The organism is Bilifractor sp. LCP19S3_H10 (genome assembly GCF_052119185.1).
Taxonomy (GTDB): Bacteria; Bacillota; Clostridia; order Lachnospirales; family Lachnospiraceae; genus Bilifractor.
The window spans coordinates 246,701-270,413 of the sequence record NZ_JBQKFT010000001.1 but is presented as its reverse complement, the minus strand read 5'-3'; the positions used below and the strand labels follow the sequence as shown (position 1 = coordinate 270,413).

General features: G+C 49.5%; 18 protein-coding genes. 13 read left to right on the top strand and 5 right to left on the bottom strand.

Going from position 1 to position 23,713, the window contains the following annotated elements:
* Positions 1-66: 66 nt before the first annotated feature.
* Positions 67-924 (bottom strand): PocR ligand-binding domain-containing protein, encoded by an 858-nt coding sequence (locus ACTQZS_RS01110; RefSeq protein WP_441474178.1) that lies wholly within the window; start codon positions 922-924, stop codon positions 67-69.
* A 192-nt stretch (positions 925-1,116) separates the two neighbouring features.
* On the opposite strand from ACTQZS_RS01110, the gene ACTQZS_RS01105 reads away from it, so the two are divergent.
* The 4 genes from ACTQZS_RS01105 (at position 1,117) to ACTQZS_RS01090 (ending at position 6,204) form a co-directional block, all read left to right on the top strand.
* Positions 1,117-1,983 (top strand): class II fructose-bisphosphate aldolase, encoded by an 867-nt coding sequence (locus tag ACTQZS_RS01105; protein ID WP_441474177.1) that lies wholly within the window; start codon positions 1,117-1,119, stop codon positions 1,981-1,983.
* Between the two features lie 30 nt (positions 1,984-2,013).
* The gene (locus ACTQZS_RS01100; RefSeq protein WP_441474176.1) at positions 2,014-3,420 is read left to right on the top strand and encodes an L-fucose/L-arabinose isomerase family protein; all 1,407 of its coding nucleotides are present in this window, start codon (positions 2,014-2,016) and stop codon (positions 3,418-3,420) included.
* 303 nt (positions 3,421-3,723) lie between these two features.
* Positions 3,724-5,223, top strand: a complete 1,500-nt coding sequence (locus tag ACTQZS_RS01095; protein ID WP_441474175.1) for an FGGY-family carbohydrate kinase — start codon at positions 3,724-3,726, stop codon at positions 5,221-5,223.
* 12 nt (positions 5,224-5,235) lie between these two features.
* Complete coding sequence (locus tag ACTQZS_RS01090) at positions 5,236-6,204, top strand: aldose 1-epimerase family protein (protein ID WP_441474174.1); 969 nt, start codon at positions 5,236-5,238, stop codon at positions 6,202-6,204.
* A 192-nt stretch (positions 6,205-6,396) separates the two neighbouring features.
* Here the strand turns inward: ACTQZS_RS01090 and ACTQZS_RS01085 are convergent, their stop codons facing one another.
* Positions 6,397-7,422 carry a helix-turn-helix domain-containing protein gene (locus tag ACTQZS_RS01085; RefSeq protein WP_441474173.1) on the bottom strand — a complete coding sequence of 342 codons (1,026 nt, stop codon included), beginning with the start codon at positions 7,420-7,422 and terminating at the stop codon, positions 6,397-6,399.
* Positions 7,423-7,750: 328 nt separating this feature from the next.
* On the opposite strand from ACTQZS_RS01085, the gene ACTQZS_RS01080 reads away from it, so the two are divergent.
* Complete coding sequence (locus ACTQZS_RS01080) at positions 7,751-10,162, top strand: glycoside hydrolase family 2 TIM barrel-domain containing protein (RefSeq protein WP_441474172.1); 2,412 nt, start codon at positions 7,751-7,753, stop codon at positions 10,160-10,162.
* 134 nt (positions 10,163-10,296) lie between these two features.
* A complete protein-coding gene (locus ACTQZS_RS01075) occupies positions 10,297-11,643 on the top strand; it encodes an MFS transporter (RefSeq protein WP_441474171.1) in 1,347 nt (448 codons plus the stop codon).
* A 60-nt stretch (positions 11,644-11,703) separates the two neighbouring features.
* On the opposite strand, the gene ACTQZS_RS01070 is transcribed toward ACTQZS_RS01075, so the two are convergent.
* Positions 11,704-11,904, bottom strand: coding sequence for a helix-turn-helix transcriptional regulator (locus tag ACTQZS_RS01070; protein WP_441474170.1), 201 nt, complete (start codon positions 11,902-11,904; stop codon positions 11,704-11,706).
* 164 nt (positions 11,905-12,068) lie between these two features.
* The gene (locus ACTQZS_RS01065) at positions 12,069-12,803 is read right to left on the bottom strand and encodes an XRE family transcriptional regulator (protein WP_441474169.1); all 735 of its coding nucleotides are present in this window, start codon (positions 12,801-12,803) and stop codon (positions 12,069-12,071) included.
* Between the two features lie 313 nt (positions 12,804-13,116).
* Between ACTQZS_RS01065 and dinB the strand changes: the two genes are divergently transcribed.
* From dinB to ACTQZS_RS01040, 5 genes are all read left to right on the top strand, one after another.
* Positions 13,117-14,436, top strand: coding sequence for a DNA polymerase IV (gene dinB / locus ACTQZS_RS01060; protein ID WP_441474168.1), 1,320 nt, complete (start codon positions 13,117-13,119; stop codon positions 14,434-14,436).
* Between the two features lie 5 nt (positions 14,437-14,441).
* Positions 14,442-14,795 carry a hypothetical protein gene (locus tag ACTQZS_RS01055; RefSeq protein WP_441474167.1) on the top strand — a complete coding sequence of 118 codons (354 nt, stop codon included), beginning with the start codon at positions 14,442-14,444 and terminating at the stop codon, positions 14,793-14,795.
* Positions 14,796-14,986: 191 nt separating this feature from the next.
* On the top strand, positions 14,987-15,541 hold the full coding sequence (locus ACTQZS_RS01050) for a LemA family protein (RefSeq protein WP_441474166.1): 555 nt from the start codon (positions 14,987-14,989) through the stop codon (positions 15,539-15,541).
* Between the two features lie 217 nt (positions 15,542-15,758).
* A complete protein-coding gene (locus tag ACTQZS_RS01045) occupies positions 15,759-17,747 on the top strand; it encodes a DUF2207 domain-containing protein (protein ID WP_441474165.1) in 1,989 nt (662 codons plus the stop codon).
* A gap of 71 nt (positions 17,748-17,818) precedes the next feature.
* Positions 17,819-19,543, top strand: coding sequence for an ABC-ATPase domain-containing protein (locus tag ACTQZS_RS01040; RefSeq protein WP_441474164.1), 1,725 nt, complete (start codon positions 17,819-17,821; stop codon positions 19,541-19,543).
* Between the two features lie 86 nt (positions 19,544-19,629).
* Here ACTQZS_RS01040 and nadA read toward each other — a convergent pair whose 3' ends face one another.
* Positions 19,630-20,547 (bottom strand): quinolinate synthase NadA, encoded by a 918-nt coding sequence (nadA, locus tag ACTQZS_RS01035; protein ID WP_441474163.1) that lies wholly within the window; start codon positions 20,545-20,547, stop codon positions 19,630-19,632.
* 482 nt (positions 20,548-21,029) lie between these two features.
* On the opposite strand from nadA, the gene ACTQZS_RS01030 reads away from it, so the two are divergent.
* Entirely contained in the window at positions 21,030-22,415 is a 1,386-nt protein-coding gene (locus tag ACTQZS_RS01030) for an L-aspartate oxidase (RefSeq protein ID WP_441474162.1), read from the top strand.
* Positions 22,416-22,669: 254 nt separating this feature from the next.
* Complete coding sequence (gene nadC, locus ACTQZS_RS01025) at positions 22,670-23,521, top strand: carboxylating nicotinate-nucleotide diphosphorylase (protein ID WP_441474312.1); 852 nt, start codon at positions 22,670-22,672, stop codon at positions 23,519-23,521.
* Positions 23,522-23,713: the final 192 nt, after the last annotated feature.

Here is a 23,713-nt window from a genome sequence, read left to right as displayed (position 1 = left end):
GTCCGCATTCAAGAGACAAATCCTGCCATGGGCTGCATCAGGGCACTCGGTAGCAGCGTGGCAAGATTAATGATTTTGCAGGCGATTTGATGTGAAAATGGATTGATATTTTTTTGGTGATACACCTGCGGTACGTTTGAACACAGTAATGAAATAGTTATAATCCTTATATCCACACTGAGAGGCGATTTCAGCCAGAGGAAGACTTCTGTCTTCCAGAAGCTGTTTCGCCTTTTCCATTCTTAAGATCCGGATATGTTCTGCAATCCCTGTACCATAATTCTGTTTTGCAATCTCATATAATTGCGTTCTGCCAATTCCAAATTTTTCAGCGATATCCTTAGCCGTCAGGTCTTCCAGAAAATGAGCCTGAATATATTCGTCAATTTGTACGGGAAGCTCCTGCTTGCGCAGGCTCGCCATGCGCTCCAGACAGAGGTAACTTGCAACTGCCTCGAGAATGTGGGAGGCAGAGGTAATATAAGCCTCTGAGTGAAGCGGCATGGAAAAGCACTCTTTTTTCAGAAGTTCTTTATCCACCTTGTAATTCCTGCACTGTTCTTCGATTATTTTCCATCCCGTTTCATGGGAGGGATAAGCAAACACATGACCAAACAGAAGGTAGCCGATGATAATGTTTCCGAGATATAGCGGTGTGATGCTCTCCGTGAGGCCGGCATGGCAGCGGTAGGTGTATGGGGAACGCTGCCTGGCGGCACGCAGGCAGGCTTCTCTGTCACATTTTTTACAGTTCTCATATCCTTCTTTATCCGTGCGGATGATCTGGCAGAACGGCGCGATGTGTTCCGGATAGGAAGCCAGCTCTGTAAACTGATCATCGAAGACAGTGATACGGATTGGCGTGAGCCGGTAAAAATCCTGGAGAAGGGAATTCAGCTTTGTCCGATTGAAAGTAGAAATCATGGTTTCCTTAACCTCGCTTTTAATAACAGATATCATTTATCAATTGGATATTTTGGATATCGGCGAACTTATTTTATTATATCAGCGAACAAATTCAAAGTAAAATGAACAGACTCCTATATAAAACCGGCGCCGGAAAAGCTATGATGAGGATAATAAACCACAGAAAAAAGTTTACAGGAGGAGGTTCTCATGTTAGCAACATTAAATGATGTAATGAAAATAGCAGAAGAAAAAGAAATTGCTGTCGGCTCTTTTAATACACCGAATCTTGAGGCGCTACAGGCAGTGACAGAAGCAGCAGAGGAGCTTGAGCTTCCGGTCATCATTCAGTTCGCGCAGTGCCACGAACCGTGGATCCCATTAGACCTGATCGGACCGATTATGATAGAAGCGGCGAAGAAATCCAAAGTTCCGGTATGTGTGCATCTGGATCATGGTGAGACTCTGGAATATCTGCAGCAGGCGCTTGATCTGGGCTTTTCTTCCATCATGTATGACGGCTCGACGCTTCCATATGAGGAAAATCTGAAGAATACGAAAAAGGCAGTCGCCATGGCAGCCAGGACAGGCGCATCCGTGGAAGCCGAGCTGGGTTCCATGGGAAGAAGAGAGTCCGGAGCAGGAGATGATACGGGAGAAGCGGATGAAACCAAGATTTATACCGACCCGGAACAGGCAAAGATATTTGTGGAGGAAAGCGGAATTGATGCGCTGGCATGCTCTTTCGGCACTACTCACGGCATTTATCTGACAGAGCCGAAGCTGGACTTTGATGTTGTGAAAAATGTCAGAGCTCTTACGAACAACATTCCGGTAGTCATGCACGGCGGCTCCGGGGTGAGCAGGGAAGATTACGGAAAGGCAGTAAAAGCCGGCGTAAGAAAAATGAATTATTTCACGTACATGGATAAATCCGGCGGAAGCGCGGCTGCTGCCTATCTGAAAACACTGAAATCCGATGAGCCGATTTTCTTCTCATCGATCAGTATGGCAGGACGGGATGCCATGAAGGAAAATGTAAAGGCAGCAATGAAAATGTTTGCGTTGATGGATTAAAGGTTCATTGATTTAATGGAGGACAGAGTGATGGGAAAAAAGATGACATTTGCGCTGGCGTTCTGTAACAGAGGTTTCATGCCGGGAGAGTTAATCTACGGCGCAAGAGAGGATATGATCAAGGCTGTCACAGACGCGGGTTATGACTATATCGCGATGGATGCCGGACTTACCCGGTTCGGCGGTATTGAGACAAGAGACGAGGGAATGCTTTATGCAAAATGGTTAAAGGAGCATGAGGGAGAGTACGACGGAGTGATCTTCTCTATGCCGATCTTTGCAGATGAGAACGGGGCGATCACTGCGCTGCGGGATGCCGGAGTGCCAATTTTAATGCAGGCATATCCGGATGAGATCGGGAAAATGGACTTTGCCCACCGAAGAGACGCATTTTGCGGGAAATTCTCAGTTACCGATGTATTCACGCAGTATCAGGTACCGTTTACCGTATTAAAGCCACATGTCGTTCATCCGCTTTCTGAAAAGTTTCAGGAGAATTTACGTGACTTTGCCGCGATCTGCCGCGTGGTGAATGGAATGAAAAGATTCACAATCGGGTGCATCGGGGCAAGAACCACGGCATTCAAGACAACCAGATTTGACGAGATCGGTTTGCAGAAAAACGGCATTACTGTAGAGTGCTTTGATCTTTCAGAACTCATATACAAAGTAAATAACAAAGCCGATACGGATGCTGCCGTTCTGGCTAAGAAAGAAAGCCTGATGAAATATGCGGACTTCAGCAAAGTTCCGGAGAAAAACAAGAATACTCTGGCTAAGATATCGGTTGTCATTGATGAATACATCAAAGAGTATCATCTGGATGCGCTGGCGATTCGCTGCTGGAATGAGATGGAGACAATTCTTCGTGTTTGTCCGTGTGTACTCCTTTCGGAGCTGAATGACCGCGGTATCGTGACCTCCTGTGAGATTGATCTGACTTCCGCGATATCCATGCGGGCAATGGCTCTCGCAAGTGAGCAGCCGGCGGCAGTCCTTGACTGGAACAATAACTACGGAGATGATGAGAACAAGGTAATCCTGTTCCACTGCGGATCGACTGCCCAGAGCCTTATGGTAAAGAAGGGTACGGTTACCGAACACAAGATGTTTGCGAAAGGGGATCCGGGATCAGGATGGGGAACAAACGAGGGCCGTATCCGTCCGATGAAAACAACGCTTTCCAACTGCTTAACCGTGGATGGAAAGGTGGTTATCTACGCCACAGAGGCAGAATTCACCGATGATCCCATCGAGGATGCATACTTCGGATGTGCAGGCGTCTGTGCCATAGATAATATGCAGGATAAAATGATTAAGCTTGCGAAGGGCGGCTTCAAGCACCATACCTGTGTAGGTGTCGGCCATATGAAGGAGATCTTAAAAGAGGCTTTCACTACATATCTTGGATATGAGTGGGTTGACATTGATCAGTAAAGGCTATGCCCTGCTGGAGGGGCACCACAATATGTATAAGTCCGCAGATCAAGATAGCCGCTTCGCAGCGGCCGTGCCGGTGATTTTCCCGCCCGCTGGCAGGCACTCTTCCCGTGTGCCGGGAACATTGCGGCAAAGATCAAAAGAAAGTCGTTGAGGATCTCAGGCAGTCCTCCCGTGTGCCGGGAACATTGCGGCAAAGATCAAAAGAAAGTCGTTGAGGGTCTCAGGCACTCTTCCTGTGCGCCGGGAACGCTGCGATTGGACGAATACAGGATTGGTTTGTATGATTGAGGAAATAGTATGAAGATAGCAGGATTAGACATCGGAACGACCGGATGCAAGTGTACGGTATTCGATGATCAGGGAAAATATCTGGCGAAAGCCTATCGCGATTATCCGGTGACGCGCGCGGTCACCGGTCATGAGATTGACGCTGCGGCCATTATGGACGCCGTGTATGCATCCATTCGGGAGATGGCTGAAAAGTACCCGGATATTGCGGGTATCGGTGTGACAAGCTTTGGAGAGACGTTCGTCTGCGTGGATGAGGCGGGAAATCCGCTTCATCCGGCAATGCTGTATACAGATCCGAGAGGGCAGGAAGAGTGCCGGGAACTGATCGAGAAGCTTGGCGGGCATAATATTGCGCATATTACAGGACTGAGACCCCATGAGATGTATAGCATTTCCAAGATAATGTGGATCAAAAAACACTGTCCGGAGATTTACGCTTCAACCAGGAGAATCTTCCTGATGGGAGACTATGTGGTTTATCATCTGACCGGAAAGGCGCAGATTGACTATTCTCTTGCCACCCGCACGATGGCCTTCGATATAAAAAATCTTTGCTGGAGCAGGGGTATATTTGAGGCGGCAGACATTGACAGCAATCTGATGTCTGAACCGGTACCTTCGGGCACCATAGCAGGAGTGATCACACAGAAATCCGCGCAGATGACGGGCTTGTCGACGGATACGAAAATCGTATCCGTCAGCCATGATCAGGTGGCTGCGGCAGTCGGAGCAGGAGCATTTGACGGGACGGTGGCGGTTGACGGGGCCGGAACGGTGGAGTGTCTGACTCCGATTTACGATGAACTTCCGGACATTGATGTGATGTATGAGGGATATTTTTCCGTTGTACCGTATGTCATACCTGGAAAATACGTGGCTTATGCATTTTCCTATACCGGCGGTGCGCTGATGCAGTGGTGTGTAGAGACCATTGCGAAAGAGGAGAAGAAGCTGGCAGGGGAACAGGGAATTTCTGTAAATGAATACCTGGAAAAAATGTATGACTGCCTTCATCATGAGGAACCGAGCGGATTGCTGGTTCTGCCGCATTTTGCGGGAGCCGCGACACCATATATGGACACGGGTTCAAAGGGCGCGGTATTGGGGCTCACAACGGCCACTACCGCAGCAGACATCTACCGCGGCTGTATGGAGGGCGTGGTTTATGAAATGTACCTGAACCTGCAGGCACTGAAGCATTCCGGAATTCATTTTCAGAAATTACATGCGACAGGCGGCGGCGCGCACTCTGCTGTCTGGATGCAGATGAAGGCGGATATGCTGAACCTTCCGATGACGGCATTGAAAACTGCAGATGCGGGAACGGTTGGAAGCGCCATGCTGACAGGAGTGGCGATCGGCCTGTTTTCTGATCTTGCGGATGCGGCTGCTCACATGGTGGAAGAAACTGTGACTTATGTGCCGAGAAAAGAGATGCATGAGAGATATCAGAAGATATATGAGAGATATCGACAGGTATATCATGCAGTCAGACCATTGATGTAGGAGCGGATAAGAATGAATCCATATATCGGACATGATTCCCAGCTCTATGGGATCGAAGAACACCGTCTGTCAGGCGGAAAGGGCGATGGAATGCGCCTGTTTGAGGTGAATAACGGAAAGGGACTGGAGCTTGTCATTTCTCCTGACCGAAATGGGGATATTACAAGACTCCGGTTCAAAGGAATCAATATGAGTTATATGTCTCCGTGCGGTTATGTGGCACCGGCCTACTATGACCGTACAGGCAGTAACTGGCTGTCCTCTTTTACTGCCGGATTTCTTACCACATGCGGGCTGCAGGCAGTAGGGAGCCCGTGTACGGACGAGGGAGAAGAACTGCCTCTGCACGGGTCCATTGCGAATTCCCCCTGTGAGCAGGCATATTTTTTTGAAAAGGGCGGAGAGTTGATCGTTCATACGGTGACAAAGGATGAGCAGATTTTCGGCAGAAAACTGAGACTGGAACGGGAGATCCGCGTCTCCACGGAAACGAATGAGTTTGAGATCTGCGATAGTATCACAAATACCGGTGACAGGGTGGAGCCGATGGAAGTTCTGTATCATATGAACATGGGTTATCCGCTTCTGGACGAGGACAGTGTGATTACGATTCCATCTGTGGAAGTGAAGCCGAGGGACGCTCATGCAGCGGATGATATTGCAAACTGGATGCATATGGAGAAGCCGACAGCAGGGTATCAGGAGCGCTGTTATTATCACAGATTTTCAGATGAGAACGGAATCGCGGAAATCTACCAGCCAAAATTGCATGCGGGACTCCGCATCAGCTTTGACGCATCGGAACTTGACGGCTTTGTAGAGTGGAAAATGATGGGCGTCAGAGATTATGTGCTTGGTCTGGAATGCGGAAACTGCTATCCAGATGGCAGAGATGTCATGAGAAAAAACGGGATGCTGAAATTCCTGCAGCCGGGCGAGAAGAAAATCTACCATGTGAAGGTTCGCATGATTGAAGATTAAAAGATGAAAAGGCAAAAAGCTGTTGTGAAGGATTATTGTGAATGTCATATTGTATATTGCAATGAACTATGTGAGGGTGCTGAACAAAGAAGGAAAAGCTGAAGGAAAAATAGAAGGTATCGAATAACAGGAAACGAGGTCCCGGAAAGCAGAAAAACTACTTTCCGGGGCTTTTTCTGTATTCCTTAGGTGTCATATGGTAGTGCTGATAGAATAATTTATAAAATGCGCACGGTTGGTAAAGTGCAGTTCTTCCGCGATCCGGGTGATGCTTTTATCCGTGTTGCGCAGCAATTTTGCAGCTGCGTTCATGGTAAAAGTCATGCTGTATGCAAACAGACTTTTGCCGGTCGTCTTTTTTACGATCCTTCCGATATAGGATCCGTCATAATTCAATATTTCTGACAACTCATGATTGGTAATGCGTCCGTTTTTTTCCTCCAGAAGCTGATCGATGCGGGCAAAAAGGAAGGAATCCATATTGCTTCCTGTGGAAATGTGTTCCACATGATAGTAGCGGGAATCGGATAAGACAAAAATCAGTTTGCAGAAGAGTACCTGCAATTGGTAGGTCGCACCATAAAAAGGGTTCAGAATCGTAGAAATCATCTGCTCGAAAATGTCGTGTACAATATGCTTTTGCTCCGTCTCCGTGATCTTTGGCACAAAGTCAAGAAAATCCTTCGTATTCTCATGTGCCTGTTCCAGATTGTTACTTAAGAAATTGAAGATGATATTGTCAGTCTGCGCGTGTTCTTCCGGAAAGAGAAGAGCATGGCCATAATTGGTAAGCCTCGATACAAAATCGGTGGATACCGTGAAGAATATACAGACATAGTTCGTGGAATATTCTTCTGTGTGGAGCGTATTCCGATTGAGCAGGCAGCAGCTTCCGGTTGTGTAGAAGTAACGCTTATTTTCTACAATCTGGTACATGCTTCCTTTCAAAATGTACATGAATTCAAAGTGATTATGCTGATGCATGCGATTCATTTTCGGGCTTACCATTTCGGGCGTGATTGTGTAATTAAATTGTGAGCCGGGCAATAAGGTTGACATGATCACGGCCGGATCTTCACCTGTATGGCAGTTCATGATATTAAGAGCAAAAGGCGCATTGCTGTTCTGAAAGAACATTTGAGGATTTCCGGAATCATGAAATGAGAAAATCTGATTGATATCACTGTTTTTGCTTTGAATGGATGGTTCAATCCGCATTACTTTCTGCGCCTCCGATAATTCGATGATTTACAGCGTACCAATTTTACAGAAGGATACTGAGTTCATTGTAGCATACTGACAGACCAGACGAAAGAATGATGACGTAATATGATACAAACATATATGTAATAAGTCGGATTACGATACATTTTATGACATTAATTTTTTGAAAGATATCGAAAAGTCGAAATATGGAACATAAAAGCGGGCACCATAACGATTTGTGTCATTGTTCGGAAGGAAGACAGAAATATACAATAAGTAAAAGTAAAGTAAACAACAGGATAGCGTGCTGATAAAAAATCAGGGGAAGGGGAGTAACGCTGTGAAAGAGCAGAAATTTAATCAGGGCTGGTATTTTTGGAAGGAGGGTCATGAGGCAGGTAAAAAGCAGATCAATCTGCCTCATGATGCGATGCTGGAGGAGGAACGTGTTCCGGATCTTGAGAACGGCAATGCGACGGGATTCTACCCGGGAGGAAAATACATCTATGTCAAGCCCATGTACGGGGAGAAAGCGTATGAAGGCAAGTCGGTTATTGTAGAGTTTGAAGGCATTTACATGAATTCAACCGTACTTATGAACGGAGAAGTAATCGGTGGCTGGATATACGGGTATACAAACTTCTATGTGGATCTGACGGAGCATCTCCGCATCGGAGAGGAAAATGAATTAAAGGTGATCGTTGACAATTCCATGACTCCGAATTCCAGATGGTATTCAGGAAGCGGTATTTACAGAGATGTGCATCTGTATGTGGGAGACCGGGAGCACATCGTGCCTGAAGGAATACGTATCACCACATTATCAACCGATCCGGCAGTGATCCGCGTTGAGACAGAGACAACGGCAGATGCGGGGGCGGAGATCATTTGTGAGGTGTTCCGTGATGGAGACAAAATAGCAGAGGGACGAACGGCAGACACTCAGATTACGATTCCGAAGGCAGAACTCTGGGATGCTGAAAACCCGAATCTTTATACATTAATTGTTCGATTGATGAAACAAAATGCAGTCATAGATGAGTCGGAGATGTGTTTTGGCATACGAAGTCTCGCATGGGATGCAGGAAAGGGATTTCAGGTTAACGGCAAGACGGTGAAGCTGAAAGGCGGCTGTATACATCATGACAACGGACCATTGGGAGCATGTTCGGTCTACAAAGCAGAATACCGCCGGGTGAAAAAACTGAAAGAGCTTGGATATAATGCAATCCGTTATTCCCACAATCCTGCCGGAAGATTGTTTCTGGAGATTTGTGATGAGGTTGGAATGTATGTGGTGGATGAAAGCTTTGATCAGTGGAAACTGCCACAGACGACTTATGATTATTCAAGATATTTTGATTCTGAATGGGAAAAAGATGTGAGTGCGCTGGTAAAAAAGGATTACAGCCATCCCTCTGTGATCATGTATTGTGTGGGAAATGAGATTACGGATACGGGACTTCCGCACGGAGCACTCATCTGCAAGAAAATCACGGAGACAATAAAATCATTGGATGCATCAAGACCGACAATGATTGCCAACAATGTATTGCTGTCAGTAATGGCGAAAAAAATGGCGGAGCAGAAGGCGGCATCGGTCAGTGACAGGGACAAAAAGACCACGGAGGGTACGGCTGTAAAAGATAATGACGCAAAAGAAAAAACGGTTGGAAGTCAGGATGCAAATAATGTACTGACGCTGCTGCCCCGGATCATGGCATCTATCACAGCGGAAAATCAGGAAGCGCTTTTGAAGGATGTGTTCAGCCATGTCGATATTGTGGGCTACAATTATGGAGAATTATGGTACGAAAAGACACATGAAATGGTTCCTGAAAGAGTGATGGTCAGTTCAGAGACTTTCCCGTGTAAGATTGGCAGCAACTGGAAACGAGTGGAGAACAGTCCATATCTGATTGGTGATTTTATGTGGACGGCATGGGATTATCTCGGGGAGGCCGGTGTCGGTCTTCCGGTCTACGGAACCACACAGGCGCCATTCTCCAAAGATTATCCGTGCCTGACAGCAGGCTGCGGTTCGGTGGATCTGACCGGTTACATAGAGAGCCAGGGCTACTACACCTCAATTGTATTTGGCGCTTACAAAAAACCATACATCGCGGTGCGCCCGGTCGATCATGCGGGAGAAGCGTACACCGTCGGAAAATGGAGATTGACGGATGCAGTGAATAGCTGGAGCTGGCCGGGGCAGGATGGAAAAATCGCTGATATTGACGTCTATAGTATCGGAGCAGAAGTAGAACTGCTTCAGGATGGCATATCGCTTGGCAGAAAACCGTTGGAGGAATACCGTGCATTTTATCAGGCGGAATACCGACCGGGCAAACTGGAGGCAGTCAGCTATGATGCAGCCGGAAATGAAGTTGGAAGAGAAGCGCTTATTTCAGCAGGAAAATCAGAGAAAATGACAGTTCTTCCGGAAGAAGGGTTCCTGAAGGCAGACGGTGAAGATCTGGCTTATATCAATATTTTGCTCACAGATGAGCGTGAGATCGTAAAAATGTTAAAAGACCGGAAGATATCGGTTACTGTGGAGGGCGCCGGCTTCCTGCGGGCTCTGGCAAGTGGGAATCCTGAAACAACGGAGAAATTTTCAGACAGCAGCTATACGTCATATCACGGAAGACTGTTGGCAATTGTGCAGAATAATGGAGAGAAGGGAATCATCAAAGTTACTGCATCAGCAGAAGGTGTGGAGACGCAGACGGTAGAGCTGATAGCATATTAAGAAGAAAAAATCAAAACAGAGAAGGATCAGAGAGATTCCCTTTACGCGTGTCTGGAGTGAGGAAATCGTGAAAGCGAAATACCAGCAGATTATGGATGAATTTGGCAGATGCTAAAGATAATGGAGGGATGAATATGTCAAAAAGAGAAAGGCCCTACGGGGTGACGAGTGGAGGAGAAAAACTTGCGTATGCATTGGGAGATCTGGGTTCAAATTTTGTATGGACCTTCTGTGCCTCATGGCTGACGCTGTATTACACAGACAGTGTGCTTGTGTCTGCGGGATTGATCGGAACAATTATGCTGGTGCTGCGTTTGGCAGATGGTGTCAGTGATATTATTTTTGGCGCAATGATTGAAAAAACGCATACGAGATTTGGAAAAGCAAGACCTTGGTTCGGCGGAAGCATCATTCCGCTGGTGGTCATTCAGCTCTTTGTATATAATGTACCATCCGGCTTATCGTATAGAGCAAAGCTGGTATGGATCATTGTTACATATTTTCTTCTTACCGTTGTTGCATACACAATTAACAATTTATCGTACCATGCCATGCTTTCAAGGATTAGTCTGGATCCGGGTGATCGGAACAAGGTAAGTTCAGTACGAGGGATCTTTGCATTCCTGGCCGGGCTACTGTTGTCCATTCTCACGCCAATCCTTTTAAAGGGTAACGGCGGGTCAAAGGAACAGCATGCGTGGACGGTGACAGCGCTGGTATTCAGTATCGCTTGTCTGGTGCTGGAGTCGATCACATTCTTTTGCGTAAAAGAAAAGATACCTTGTTCGGATGAGACGGAAAAGAAAGATGCAAAGAATGGGGAGCTGAAAAAAGGAATTTATGCCCTGGTGCATACAAAATATTTTTATATTTCTATTATTGTGTTTATCTGTACCTATATTCTAAATGGACTGGTTCTGGCGACTCATGTTTATTACACGAGAGATGTTCTGGGAAATGCGGGACTGTACAGTCTCGTGGCAGTTACCAGTGTATTTGCCACGATCATCGGAATCTCCGCTGCGCCAAGGCTGTTCGCGAAAATGGGAAAACAGAAGACATTAATGATAAGTTCCGCAGTTTATATTGCCGGTTGTGTAGTGGGAATTGTCGGAGCGAGAAAACTGGTAATGGTACTGATTGCAACTGTTATTACGGGTCTGGGCCTTGCGCCGTATGTTGCAGGCATTTTTACCTTTGCACCGGATATTATTGATTTGCTGGAACAGCAGACAAAAATACGTTACGAGGGATTGGTTACTTCTGTAAACAGTGTTGGAATAAAAGTAGGAACCGGACTGGCAGCGGCAGCGCTTGGCTGGGGACTGCAAATCGGTGGTTACAACGGAGCACTGTCGGTACAGGCAGCTACTGTTCCCACTGCGGAAATCGTACTGGTTTATGGTGTCCCGATTGTAATAAGTGTCATCTGCATGATCGCGATGTCCCGTTGGGATATTGATAAAAAACTGGGAAGGTAAAGAACCGCTTTCTTCTCAGATCGGCGAAGGTGTGCTGTCTCACGGGGAGGCAGCCGGGCCTTATTCCGGCGGGAACAATTCCTTCACGCTTTGCTGATAGTAATCGGAGAGACGCATCGCCGTATAGACATTCGGGCACTGTGTTCCGTTTTCATACCGGTAGAGCGTTTTCGGGTCAAGCTGGAGATCCGCAGCGGCCCTGGTCCGGGAAAGGCCGGCGGATTTTCGGGCTTCCAACAGGTTGTTCGGTTTTTTGAGCATAATGCAACACCTCATTCTTGAAATTCTGACGGATTTATCATCATACTTGAAATTCTGAAGGATTTATCCTTTTGGCAGAGTGCCGCGTCCATAGCATGTGAAGCGGCACATGCATTCGGATGAATGCTAAAACGGACCCGGCTTTTCCCTTTCGGTGTGTCATGTTACCGGATGGCACGGCAGACCCTTCCGAAGATGCGGAAGGAATCACGGTCAAGATGAACCGGAATCGGCTCGTACTTCTGGTTCAGGGAAATCAGGAAGGTCCCCTCATCGTCGTTCTTTAGCTTCTTGATATAGGCATTGTCGTTCAGCGAGAAGATCCCGATTTCTCCATCCGTCAGCGTTTCCTGCCGGTGCACGTAAACCATGTCGTGATCATGGAAAACCGGTTCCATACTATCCCCGTGGATCGTAACGGCAAAGTCTGCATCCCCCGCTTCCGTGGCGGGTACCTCGATGGTCGTGTAATAATCGGAATCGAGAAAATCTCCGCGACCGGCGGACACCCTTGCGTCGTAGAGGCGCAGCCGGATCATGGAAAGGCTGTCGGAAGGAGCCGGCGGGTACGGTATTACATTTGATTTCCTGGCGTAGCTGACCGGATGAGTCAGAAGATCAATGTAGGAGAGCGCCTTCTGCTTTCCCTCGTCGTTCAGCATGGTCAGTGGGTTATTCGGATTGCTGCCGAAGTATTCCTCGAGACAGTCCGGAATCTTCAGGATCCGGCACACATGCAGGAAAATCCGCGCGGAGATCTCATTCCTTCCGGTTTCCCAGGCGGAAACACTTTTGGAGCTGACATCGATGCCGTCTTCCTGAAGCCTGTCCGCAAGTTCAATCTGTGACATGTGCGCTTTCTTCCGGTAGGAAGTGATGATTGCGCCGATATTCTCCATGTTACACCTCTTTCTTTTGCTTTCCCGGTTCTGAAATCTGTCAGTTTATCGCGGAGACTGCCGACAGACAGTCTGTTTCTTATGTCTACATAGTATCACCATTCCTCACAAATAGCAAGCAAAAATCTATCCACAAAAGAAAAACGGGCCGAAACGACCATTTATTTCCGCTCAAAATAGTGCTATATTGGCTGTGCAGGGCAACAGGTATGCCGTTATATTGGATGTACAGAGAAAAAGCGATGTCGTTATACGGATCGGTTCGTTTCTTTCCTGGTAACAGGACCGGGAAAAGACAGGGGAGTGAGAAAAGGTGTCAGATCGGATTATTCTGCATGTGGACTGCAATTGTTTTTACGCATCAGTGGAGATGCTGTATCATCCGGAGCTTGCCGGAAAGCCGCTGGCCGTCGGAGGGGATCCGGAGGAGCGGCACGGCATTGTCCTTACCGCAAACTACATCGCGAAGCGGCAGGGAGTGAAGACCGGCATGGCACTTTGGCAGGCGAGGCAGTGCTGCCCGAATCTTGTCTTTGTTCCGCCGAGAATGTATCTCTATCTCCGTTTTTCCCGGATGGCGAGAGCTATTTATCAGGAATACTCCGACAAGGTGGAGAGTTTTGGACTGGATGAATGCTGGATCGATCTGACAGAGAGCTGTGCGATTCTGGGAGATCACACGAGGACGATTGAAAACGGATACCGGATTGCTCAGGAGATAAGCAGAAGGATTCGCAGGGAACTTGGCATCACAGTCAGCATCGGCGTCTCCTGGAACAAGATTTACGCGAAGCTCGGCAGCGACTACAAGAAGCCGGATGCCATTACGGTTTTTGACCGTGATAATTACAGGAAGCTGATCGATCCTCTCCCGGTGTCGGATCTCCTGTATGTCGGGAGAAGGACCGGTCAGAAGCTCGCAAAGTATGGCATACGCACGATCGGACAGCTCGCAGAAGCGGATCCTGATTATCTTCAGAACTGGTTTGGAAAGGTCGGCGCAATGCTTTCTGTATTTGCCCGGGGACTGGATCAGACACCGGTGAGCAATGTCGGGATCGAGGCACCGGTCAAGAGTGTCGGGAACAGCACAACCACGCCCCGTGATCTCGTGAATAATGAGGATGTCCGGCTGGTGCTGTATCTTTTATCGGAGAGCGTATCGGAGCGGCTCCGGAAGAATCATTTTGAGGGACAGGTGGTCTCGGTTTACGTTCGGGATAAGGATCTCTGGGGATACCATCAGCAGAAAAAGCTGGCGGTGCCCACCAATATCTCCGGGGAGATAGAGGAGGAGGCTTTTTTGATTTTCCAGCGCCTGTACCGCTGGGAGAAGCCGATCCGGAGTATCGGAATCAGCGTCGGTGATCTGAAACCGGAGAACGGGCCGCGGCAGCTCTCTTTGTTTGTGAACGAGAAATCCCGCGAGCGGCAGATGCGGGCGGACCGCATGGTCTCCGATATCCGCAGCCGCTATGGATATGCCGCGGTGCAGCGGGGAATCATGCACGAGGACCGGTATTTGTCTTCACTGGATGCGACTGCAGAGGACCACATGATTCATCCGCATTCGTATTTTGAGAACGGGAACCGGACCGGATATGAGGCCGTTCTTGTCGCGGAAGGCAGGTGATCAGAGTGGGTGTTTATGATTATCATCATGATTCGGGGCGCTCGGACCGTCCGGAGGCGCGATGTGACGTGCCGCTTGCGGAAAATGTGCAGGAAACGCGTGACGTCAGCCCATACAAAGCATACGTTGAGGTTATCGCGGATTTTTCCTCTGACGGGAGAATGAAGCCGCTCCGCATCATATGGGAGGACGGTCACAGATACGATATTGACAGTATTCTCCGCGTGGACCGGTGTGCCAGCCTTAAGGCGGGAGGCGCGGGGATCCGGTATGTCTGCCGGATTCTCGGACAGAGAGTCGAATTGTATTATGAGGAGAACGGCTTCTGGTTTGTGAACCGGAAGACAGTGGAAGTATAGGAGGGTTTTCCGGTCTGCGGAAGTTTCCTGCGTCTCCGAATCGGTCAGAGTGTCAGGAAAAAGTGATATTGGGTTATTTTAGGTTGTCTTTTTCTGCTGCTTTCCATTATAATCAGAAGGTAGGCGTATATAATTAAAGACGGCAGAAAACTACAGGACAGATGTGAAAATAAAATACGGGAGGGAACTGCATGATTGCCTGGATTGTCATTGGTGTGATTGTATTAATTATTGTGTTTTTTTTGATTGGCACGTATAACGGGCTGGTGAAGAGCAGAAACCAGGTGGAGGAAGCGTTTTCCACCATGGATGTATACCTGAAGAAGAGATATGACCTGATTCCAAATCTCGTTGAGACGGTCAAGGGCTATGCGGCGCATGAGAAGGCAACGTTGGAAAAGGTGATCCAGGCCAGAAACACAGCCGCACGGGCGAAGGATGCGGCAGATGTCATTCGAAGCAATGAAGCGCTGGGCCAGAGTCTGCGCGGTATTTTCGCTATCGCGGAGAATTATCCGGATCTTAAGGCCAATGCGAATTTTATGGAGCTTCAGCAGCAGCTCCGGCAGGTGGAGGAGGATATCGCCAATGCCCGCAAGTATTATAACGGATGTGTAAAGCTTTATAATGATAAGACGATGATGTTCCCGTCCAACCTTGTAGCGGGAATGTTCGGTTTCCGGAAGGCTTCTATGTACGAGGTAGGAGATACCGCGGAGCGTGAGAATGTGAAGGTTTCTTTCTGAGGCGCTGATTGATATGGCATCGCGACAGTGCGGCAGTCTGCTTACTGTGGCATTGCGACAGTGCGGCAGCCTGCTTACTGTGGCAGAACGACAGTGCGGAGACCTGCTTACTGTGGCATGTCAGGTTTGCCTGGATGGCGGTTCGGCTGTTTGTCCGGCTGCATGACAGTCCGATGGATATTTGACAGTCAGATGAGATGACGGGAGGGTCAGATTTATGCGTATACTGCCTGCAATCAGAAAATGGACACATACCTGGGCTGTGGTGCTGGCGGTCTTGGCTTTGCTGTTTGTCCCGGCGGTTCCGGTTCATGCAGAGGAGGGAACATCGGCAGATACCTCCGCGTCATCGGATCATGCCGCGGAGACGTCCGGGGCGTCTGCCGATGCGTCGGAAGATATCATCGCGCAGGAGACGGACTATTATATCAAATCTCTGTTTGTGGATATCACGGTGCGGGAGGACAACGTTTTTGACGTCACAGAGACTTGTGTCTACGATTTTATACAGCCGCATCACGGCCCGGTGAGGGAGATTCCGGAAAATCATTACCGGTATTATGCGGATGGAACGAACTGTTATGTGATTGCGCGCGTTTCGGATTTTCAGGTGACAAGTCCGGACGCGAATACCGACGTCAGCAAAGAGAACGGCGCATATTATATCGGTTCGTCCGATGAGACCTACACGGGAGAGCACACCTATGTGATGAGCTATACCTACAGCATCACGAGTCCGGACCCGCTGGAGGATGCCGATGAGCTGTACTACAATATTGTCGGTACGGGATGGGCATGCCCGATCGAATCGGTTTCCTGGAAGATCACGATGCCGTCTTCTTTTGATGCCGGAAAAATCGGCTATTCTGTCGGAACCTCCGGAAATGCAGGATATAATCCGGATCAGCTGACCTCGTCTGTCAACGGGCTTGTGATCAGCGGTTCCTATGATACGGCGCTGTATCCCTACGAGGGAATTACGATCCGCTGTGAGCTCCCGGAGGGATATTTTGTGTTTCATTCGCACAGAACGGCGGCGTGGACCGCGATCGTGATTCTGCTGCTGATTCCTCTGATTGCTGTTCTGCGGAACTGGAAGCGCAGCGGACGGCGCGCGGTGCCGGTTGTGAATTTTTATCCGCCGAAAGGTATGAATCCACTGGATGTCGAAGAAATATGGAACGGCACAACGGAACATAAGGTGGCTCTGATTCCGTATCTGGCTGACCAAGGCTATTTCACGATCGAGGAGCCGAAAAAAGGTAAGGTCCGCTTCAGGCTTCAGAATAATGATTTCACGGCATTGAAAAAAGACGAGAGGGCGTTTCTCGAGGGAATGTTCCCGGGCAAGAGAGAAATCGGGACGGTTTCCTCTGTCAGTGATCTGGAATACAAGTTCAACAGGACGCTGGACAGGGTCGGCGAAATGCACAAAGAAAGTGCTGCAAGGCAGATCCGCGGCAGGAACTTGAGAGGACTGATGTATCTTCTCGCATTCGTCGAGATGACGCTCTGCCCGGCTGTTTACACGGCCTATGTGGTCTATATGGATGACATGGGCAGCGCCGTATGGTTCGGCATGATCGCTGTGGCTGTTATGGTATTCGGTATGATTATTTTGTACCAGAAGGGAAAATACCAGGAGCACCGCAAGAAGAGTGTGGCTGTGATGGCTGTCAGTACAGTGTTTCTGGCCGGCCTTTTTCTCTTTACCCGCCGGCTGTATTCGGTACCTGCCGCACTAATTATGCTGTGTGCAGGATTTCTGAACTTCCTTGCGGCGGACCGCGCGGTGTACCGGACAGAGGAAAACCTGAAGTACTATGGCGACGTGCTCGGCTATCGGAATTTCATTGAGAAAGCGGAGCTTGAGCAGCTGAAGATGCTGAGCCGGGAAAATCCATCGTATTTTTATTTTACGCTGGCTTACGCATATGTGTTCGGTCTGGAGAACAAGTGGATCTCGCAGTTTGAGAAATACAATATTCCGGTTCCGGAGCCGACGTGGTATTACGGATATCATCCTTTCGTTTTTACAACGTTCCGGGAGGATTTCGGTCATGTGATGCAGGCATCATCGACAGCGCTGAGCGCAGCCCCTCCTTCCGAGAGCGGTGTCGGTTCGGGTGGCTTCTCCGGCGGCGGTTTCAGCGGAGGCGGCTTTTCCGGAGGAGGATCCGGAGGCGGAGGCGGTGGAGCGTGGTAAGAGCAGGATCCTGAGAAACGTGGATCATGAGCGCGGTCTGTACGGACACACAGGAAAGGAATATTTGTATTATGAAAACGAAAAACGAACTGCTTCGCGCATTGCGGAGCATTGATCACCGGGGATATCCGGCGTATAAGTCACTGAGAGGGAGCTACGATTTCGGCAATTATGTGCTGCATATCGTCCATGTGCAGGGAGATCCTTTTGCCAGTCCGTCTGAACTGGCTGTTACGGTGAAGGCGCGGGATGCGCAGTGGCCGGCGGCATTCTGCAGCAGATATGAGACGAGAGTCGCTCTTCAGGATATGATTCTGCGGCGCTTCAGTTCCAGGCTGCGCGAGGTGTCGGGAAAGGCCGGCGGATCGGGAAAAAGCGGAAACATGAGTGCCAGCCGGCCTGGCCAGGAGATTCTGGACAGAAGCGCATGCCAGCTTGGCGGAGATGGCGATGTGACGCTCCGTTTTTATGCGGGATTTCCGGCCGCCGGGCGGACAGTGCTGGCAGGTGAGCTTGAGAAGATGCTTTTTCACTTTCTTCCGGATATTGTCCGGGATACGGCCGTTGCGGACGCATGGCAGGAGAAGATAATCAGAGATGTCATAAATCTTGCGGAAGATCAGGCTTTTCTCAGAAGCGAGCTTGAGAGACTGTCACTGTGTGCCTTTGTCGCAGACGGTGCCGTTCTTCCCAGAGAGAGCGGAATCTCGCAGAAGCCGCTGAAGGATGCACTTCCCTTTCGTTCTCCGGAGGAGGACAGGATCACTCTGAATCTTCCCCATCATGGAACAATCAGCGGTATGGCAGTAAAGAGAGGGATCACGCTTATCATTGGCGGGGGCTACCACGGAAAATCCACGCTGTTAAAGGCATTGGAGCGGGGCGTTTACAATCATATCGCGGGAGACGGCCGGGAATATGTTGTGACGGATGAAACAGCGGTTAAGATCCGGGCGGAGGACGGGCGCTGTGTGAACGGCGATGACATCTCGCTGTTTATTAACCGGCTGCCGAATGAAAAGGACACGACTGCATTTTTTACCGAGAATGCCAGCGGAAGCACTTCTCAGGCGGCTTCCGTTGTAGAGGCTATGGAGTGCGGATCGAGAACGCTGCTGATGGATGAGGATACCTGTGCGACGAATTTTATGGTGCGGGATGCACTGATGCAGAGAATCGTTTCGGCAGACGAAGAGCCGATCACACCGTTCTCAGACAGGATGCGTGCGTTGTATGAGAATGCCGGCATCAGCACGGTTCTGGTGGCGGGCAGCTCCGGCGCGTTTTTCAGTCGTGCAGACACAATCATTCAGATGGACCGCTACGAGCCGAAGGACGTGACAGAAAAGGTGCGGAGAATTGTTCCATGCTTCTCCGGTTCTTCTCGTGAAGAAAAGGATCGTGGATCTGGCGCCGCTTATCGTCCAGATCAAAGCAGACGTTTTCCGCGTCCGGGCAGTGATTTTCAGGAACAGAGAGGTCGTGTAAAGCATAAAAATCTTGGGACGGAAGGGTTTGTGATCGGACGAGGGGAGACGGACCTGAGGCTGGTGGAGCAGCTGGCGGACCGGGAACAGAGCGAGTGCCTTGCCCGGACATTTTTGCTGATGGCAAAAGGAGAGATGAACGGACGTGTGAATGTGCGCTCACTTGTAAATGACTGGGAAGAAACCTTCCGGAAAGAAGGCTTCGGGATGTATGGAGAACACGGTCAGGTTTCCGGAGACATGGCGAAGCCCAGGAAAGAAGAACTGGTGGAGGCAATCAGTCGCTGCAGAGGGCTGGTGTGGAGATAATGTGTCCGGGCGGATGGACTGGTATGGAGATAATGTGTCCGGGCGGATTGAGCCGCCCGGATCGAGCATGAAGTTTTCATGCTTCTTCAGCCGCCCAGCTCGATCATGCGATCGATGCATTTCCGTGCATTGCGGATGGTCTGAGCAGTGAGAGTAATTTCGTCACCGCCGATTCCTTCGACGGCATGGAGCACATCCGGAAGAGTGGTCATCTTCATGTTGTGGCAGACACATTGCTTTGAGAGCAGATAGAAACGCTTTTCAGGGCAGGAAAACTGCAGGTGCGAAACTATGCTGCTCTCTGTACCGATGATGAATTCATTGGCATCGGAGGATTCGGCATATTTCATGATGCCGGTAGTGCTGCCGATGTAGTCGGCGAGATCCACGACCTCCTTCCGGCATTCGGGATGAACCAGAAGCAGAGCCTTCGGGTGTGCGGCGCGGGCGGCCAGCACATCCTGTCTGGTCATTCGCATGTGAGTCGGGCAGCCGCCCTGAATCATATGCAGCTTTTTGTCCGGGAGCTGTTCAGCGATCCATCCGCCCAGATTGCAGTCCGGAATGAAAAGCATTTCCTTTTCAGGCATGCGTCCGATGATCTTCACGGCGGAAGACGAGGTGACGACGACATCACAGACTGTTTTCAGACTGGCTGTGGTGTTTATATAGGCTACGAGAGGAAGCCCGGGATTCGCCGCTTTCAGCTGGAGAGCCTGGTCCCGGTTCATCTGCATCGCCATGGGGCAGCCGGCCATCGGATTCGCCAGCAGGACTTTTTTGTCTGGAGAAAGAATCTTACAGGTCTCTGCCATAAAACGGACTCCGCACATCAGAAGAGTGCTTTGCGGCGCTTTTGCTGCCTGCACACTCAGACCATAGGAGTCGCCGATGAAATCGGCTACCTCCCAGATATCATGACTCTGGTACGCGTGTGCCAGAATACAGACATCCTTTTCGCGCTTCAATTCTATAATCCTGTCCTGCATTTCTCTCGTTGTCATGATAACTATCCTTTCTCATTACTGTACTGTATAAGCTCTTCGAAAACGCAGACAGGATCGTCACGCGCGAAGCGTGTGTAAGAGACTGTATGCGATTTCGAAGGCAACAGGTATGAGGATGAAGCGCGAACGCGCGAAATCCGAATACCTGTAGGATTGCGGGAGTGCGAAGCACGGAGCAATCCGTAGCTTATACAGTATGTGTCACGACTTATCGTATGAGGTGTACTGTATAAGTCCAGTCGCAATGTTCTTGGCCCATGGGGAGCTTGCTCGCCACAGTCCTTCTTGAAGCTTTAAGCTTTATAGTTTTCTGAAGTTACAAGTCTGGGAAGTTTCCTGCCCGCAAGTATAACACGATCTGAAAATGTGTCAAGACATATGTAAATATATGGCTTGTCACGTGTAAAATCAAGTGCTATACTCCTTTGCGAACGGTTTGACAGAGAATCGCGGCTGACTGCCGCAGAAAGAAGAGACACATGAAGAAGACAGACATACTGATCGTCGGCAGCGGCTGTGCAGCCCTGTATTTTGCACTGCAGGTTCCGGAGAACCGGAAGGTAATGCTCATAACAAAGGCGGATTTTGAAAGCAGCGATTCCTATCTGGCGCAGGGCGGAATCTGCATGCTGCGCGATGAGGCAGATTATCAGTCGTATTTTGAGGATACGATGCGGGCGGGACATAACGAGAACGATCCGGTATCAGTGGATATCATGATCCGTTCATCTCAGGATGTGATTCGTGATCTGATCGGATACGGCGTCCGTTTTGCCAGGGACGAGAAGGGAGCCCTAGCGTTCACGAGAGAGGGCGCTCACAGCCGGAAGCGTATCCTGTTCCATGAGGATATCACGGGAAAGGAAATTACGAGCCATCTCATGGAGGCAGTGCGCCGCCTGCCCAATGTGACGATGATGGAGTATACAACCATGGTGGATATCGTGACAGATGAGAATTCCCATGGAGCATCAAAGCATCAGAAGGAAGACGCGGCGGGCAGATGCCGGGGCGCGGTCGTTCGCTATCCGGACGGAAAACTGGGGATCATTGAGGCAGATTACACAATCTTTGCGACGGGCGGTATCGGCGGGCTCTACAGTCATTCGACAAATTTCCGTCAGCTGACTGGCGATGCGGTTGCGATTGCACTGAAGCACGGTATTGCGACGGAACATGTGAACTACATCCAGGTGCATCCGACAACCTTCTACTCGGGACACGAGGAGGACCGGAGCTTCCTGATTTCTGAATCTGTCCGCGGCGAGGGAGCGAAGCTCTATGGGAAGAATATGCAGCGCTTTACGAATGAGCTTCTTCCGCGGGATCTTCTGACACAGGAGATTCTGAAGCAGATGAAAAAAGACGGGACGAAGTTTGTCTGGGAGGATCTCAGGACGATTCCCCATGAAGAACTCCTCCGTCATTTTCCGAATATTGTTCAGCATTGCGCGGAGAACGGCTATGACGTGACGAAGGAATGCATACCGGTGGTTCCGGCACAGCATTATTTCATGGGCGGGGTAAAGGTAAACCATGAATCCGGGACGAGTATGCCGCATCTCTATGCGGTCGGAGAATGTGCCTGCAACGGAGTTCACGGAAAAAACAGGCTGGCATCCAATTCTCTTCTGGAGTCCCTTGTCTTTGCAAAGCGGGCCGCGCGGGACATGATGAATCACTACGAGGGAATCCGTGACAGTATGCCTGATGTATCCCTTGCAGAATACAGGGATCTGTTGTCTGTTGAGAGGCGTTACGCAGCCATGATCCGGAAGGAGATCGAGGCGGAGGGAGGCCCGTCTTCCGTCAGGATCGCTTATCGTGACAAGTTCGCAGCGGAGCCTGGAGCGGAAGCTGTATAATTGCCGTACCAGGTGATGCGTCGTATACCGTTTATACGGATGAAGCCAATTCAACGAAAAGATGCGTAGGTGAAAAGCGCATTTGCGTAGGTGAAAAGCGCATTTGCGTAGGTGAAAAGCACATACATATCCTGCGGATGAAATTGCAAAAGCATTGAGCATGGAGTAAAATTCTATAATACGACAGTGACAACGGTGCGACACGGGGATATGACATTATTGTGCGACAGTCAATAGTGGAGGAAAAGGGAATGTTGGATCCGATTACAATGAAACTGCAGGTCGATCCGCTGATCGAGAGCGCGCTCAGAGAGGATATCACAAGCGAGGATGTCAGCACCAACTGTGTGATGCCGGAGGCAAAGATCGGAGAGGTGGATCTGATTGCGAAGGAGAAGGGAATCATCTGCGGACTTCCCGTTTTTGAGCGGGTGTTCACGCTCCTGGACCCGAAGACTGAGGTGGAGTTTTTCGTTCGAGATGGGGACGAGGTGAAAGAGGGAATGCAGATGGCGAAGGTGCGAGGAGATATCCGCGTGCTGCTTTCCGGCGAACGGACGGCCCTGAATTATCTTCAGAGAATGAGTGGTATCGCGACCTGTACCCGTCAGACCGCTGCACTTCTTGAGGGCACGGATATCTGGCTTCTCGACACACGGAAAACCACGCCGAACAACCGTATCTTCGAAAAATACGCGGTTCGCGTGGGAGGAGGGCATAATCACCGGTATAACCTGTCGGACGGCGTTCTTCTGAAGGATAATCATATCGGTGCAGCGGGCGGTGTCAGACAGGCTGTTGAGATGGCCCGCGCCTATGCGCCTTTTGTGCGGAAAATTGAGATTGAAGTGGAGAATCTGGATCAGGTCAGGGAGGCTGTCGATGCCGGTGCTGATATTATTATGCTTGATAATATGAGTCACGACCTCATGGCCGATGCAATGCGGATCATTGCCGGAAGAGCTGAGGTTGAGGTTTCAGGCAATGTGACCCGCGAGAAAATCGCTTCGCTGACGGATCTCGGAGTCAATTACATATCGAGCGGCGCACTGACACACTCCGCTCCGATCCTGGACATTTCCATGAAGCATCTGCATGCAGTCTGAAGTTCTGACGTACAGAAACGGCGATCCGATAGTTGTACTTCAGAATGGATCAGAAGCAATTTATATGCGGAAAAGCGAGAAAATTTTTTCAGAAGCAATGGAACAGGATATATATTTTTCCAGATGCGATGGAACAGGATATTTTTTCAGATACGATGTAAGAGGATATATACTCTCTCATATGCAATGAGA

Bases quoted from the DNA above. Each gene is read 5' to 3' on its own strand.
- ACTQZS_RS01030 (WP_441474162.1), top strand. From the start codon at position 21,030: ATGAAGAAGACAGACATACTGATCGTCGGCAGCGGCTGTGCAGCCCTG.
- ACTQZS_RS01090 (WP_441474174.1), top strand. From the start codon at position 5,236: ATGAATCCATATATCGGACATGATTCCCAGCTCTATGGGATCGAAGAA.
- ACTQZS_RS01065 (WP_441474169.1), bottom strand. From the start codon at position 12,803: ATGGAGAATATCGGCGCAATCATCACTTCCTACCGGAAGAAAGCGCAC.
- ACTQZS_RS01040 (WP_441474164.1), top strand. From the start codon at position 17,819: ATGAAAACGAAAAACGAACTGCTTCGCGCATTGCGGAGCATTGATCAC.
- ACTQZS_RS01105 (WP_441474177.1), top strand. From the start codon at position 1,117: ATGTTAGCAACATTAAATGATGTAATGAAAATAGCAGAAGAAAAAGAA.
- ACTQZS_RS01070 (WP_441474170.1), bottom strand. From the start codon at position 11,904: ATGCTCAAAAAACCGAACAACCTGTTGGAAGCCCGAAAATCCGCCGGC.
- ACTQZS_RS01110 (WP_441474178.1), bottom strand. From the start codon at position 924: ATGATTTCTACTTTCAATCGGACAAAGCTGAATTCCCTTCTCCAGGAT.
- ACTQZS_RS01045 (WP_441474165.1), top strand. From the start codon at position 15,759: ATGCGTATACTGCCTGCAATCAGAAAATGGACACATACCTGGGCTGTG.
- ACTQZS_RS01050 (WP_441474166.1), top strand. From the start codon at position 14,987: ATGATTGCCTGGATTGTCATTGGTGTGATTGTATTAATTATTGTGTTT.
- ACTQZS_RS01100 (WP_441474176.1), top strand. From the start codon at position 2,014: ATGGGAAAAAAGATGACATTTGCGCTGGCGTTCTGTAACAGAGGTTTC.
- ACTQZS_RS01095 (WP_441474175.1), top strand. From the start codon at position 3,724: ATGAAGATAGCAGGATTAGACATCGGAACGACCGGATGCAAGTGTACG.
- ACTQZS_RS01085 (WP_441474173.1), bottom strand. From the start codon at position 7,422: ATGCGGATTGAACCATCCATTCAAAGCAAAAACAGTGATATCAATCAG.
- ACTQZS_RS01075 (WP_441474171.1), top strand. From the start codon at position 10,297: ATGTCAAAAAGAGAAAGGCCCTACGGGGTGACGAGTGGAGGAGAAAAA.
- nadA (WP_441474163.1), bottom strand. From the start codon at position 20,547: ATGACAACGAGAGAAATGCAGGACAGGATTATAGAATTGAAGCGCGAA.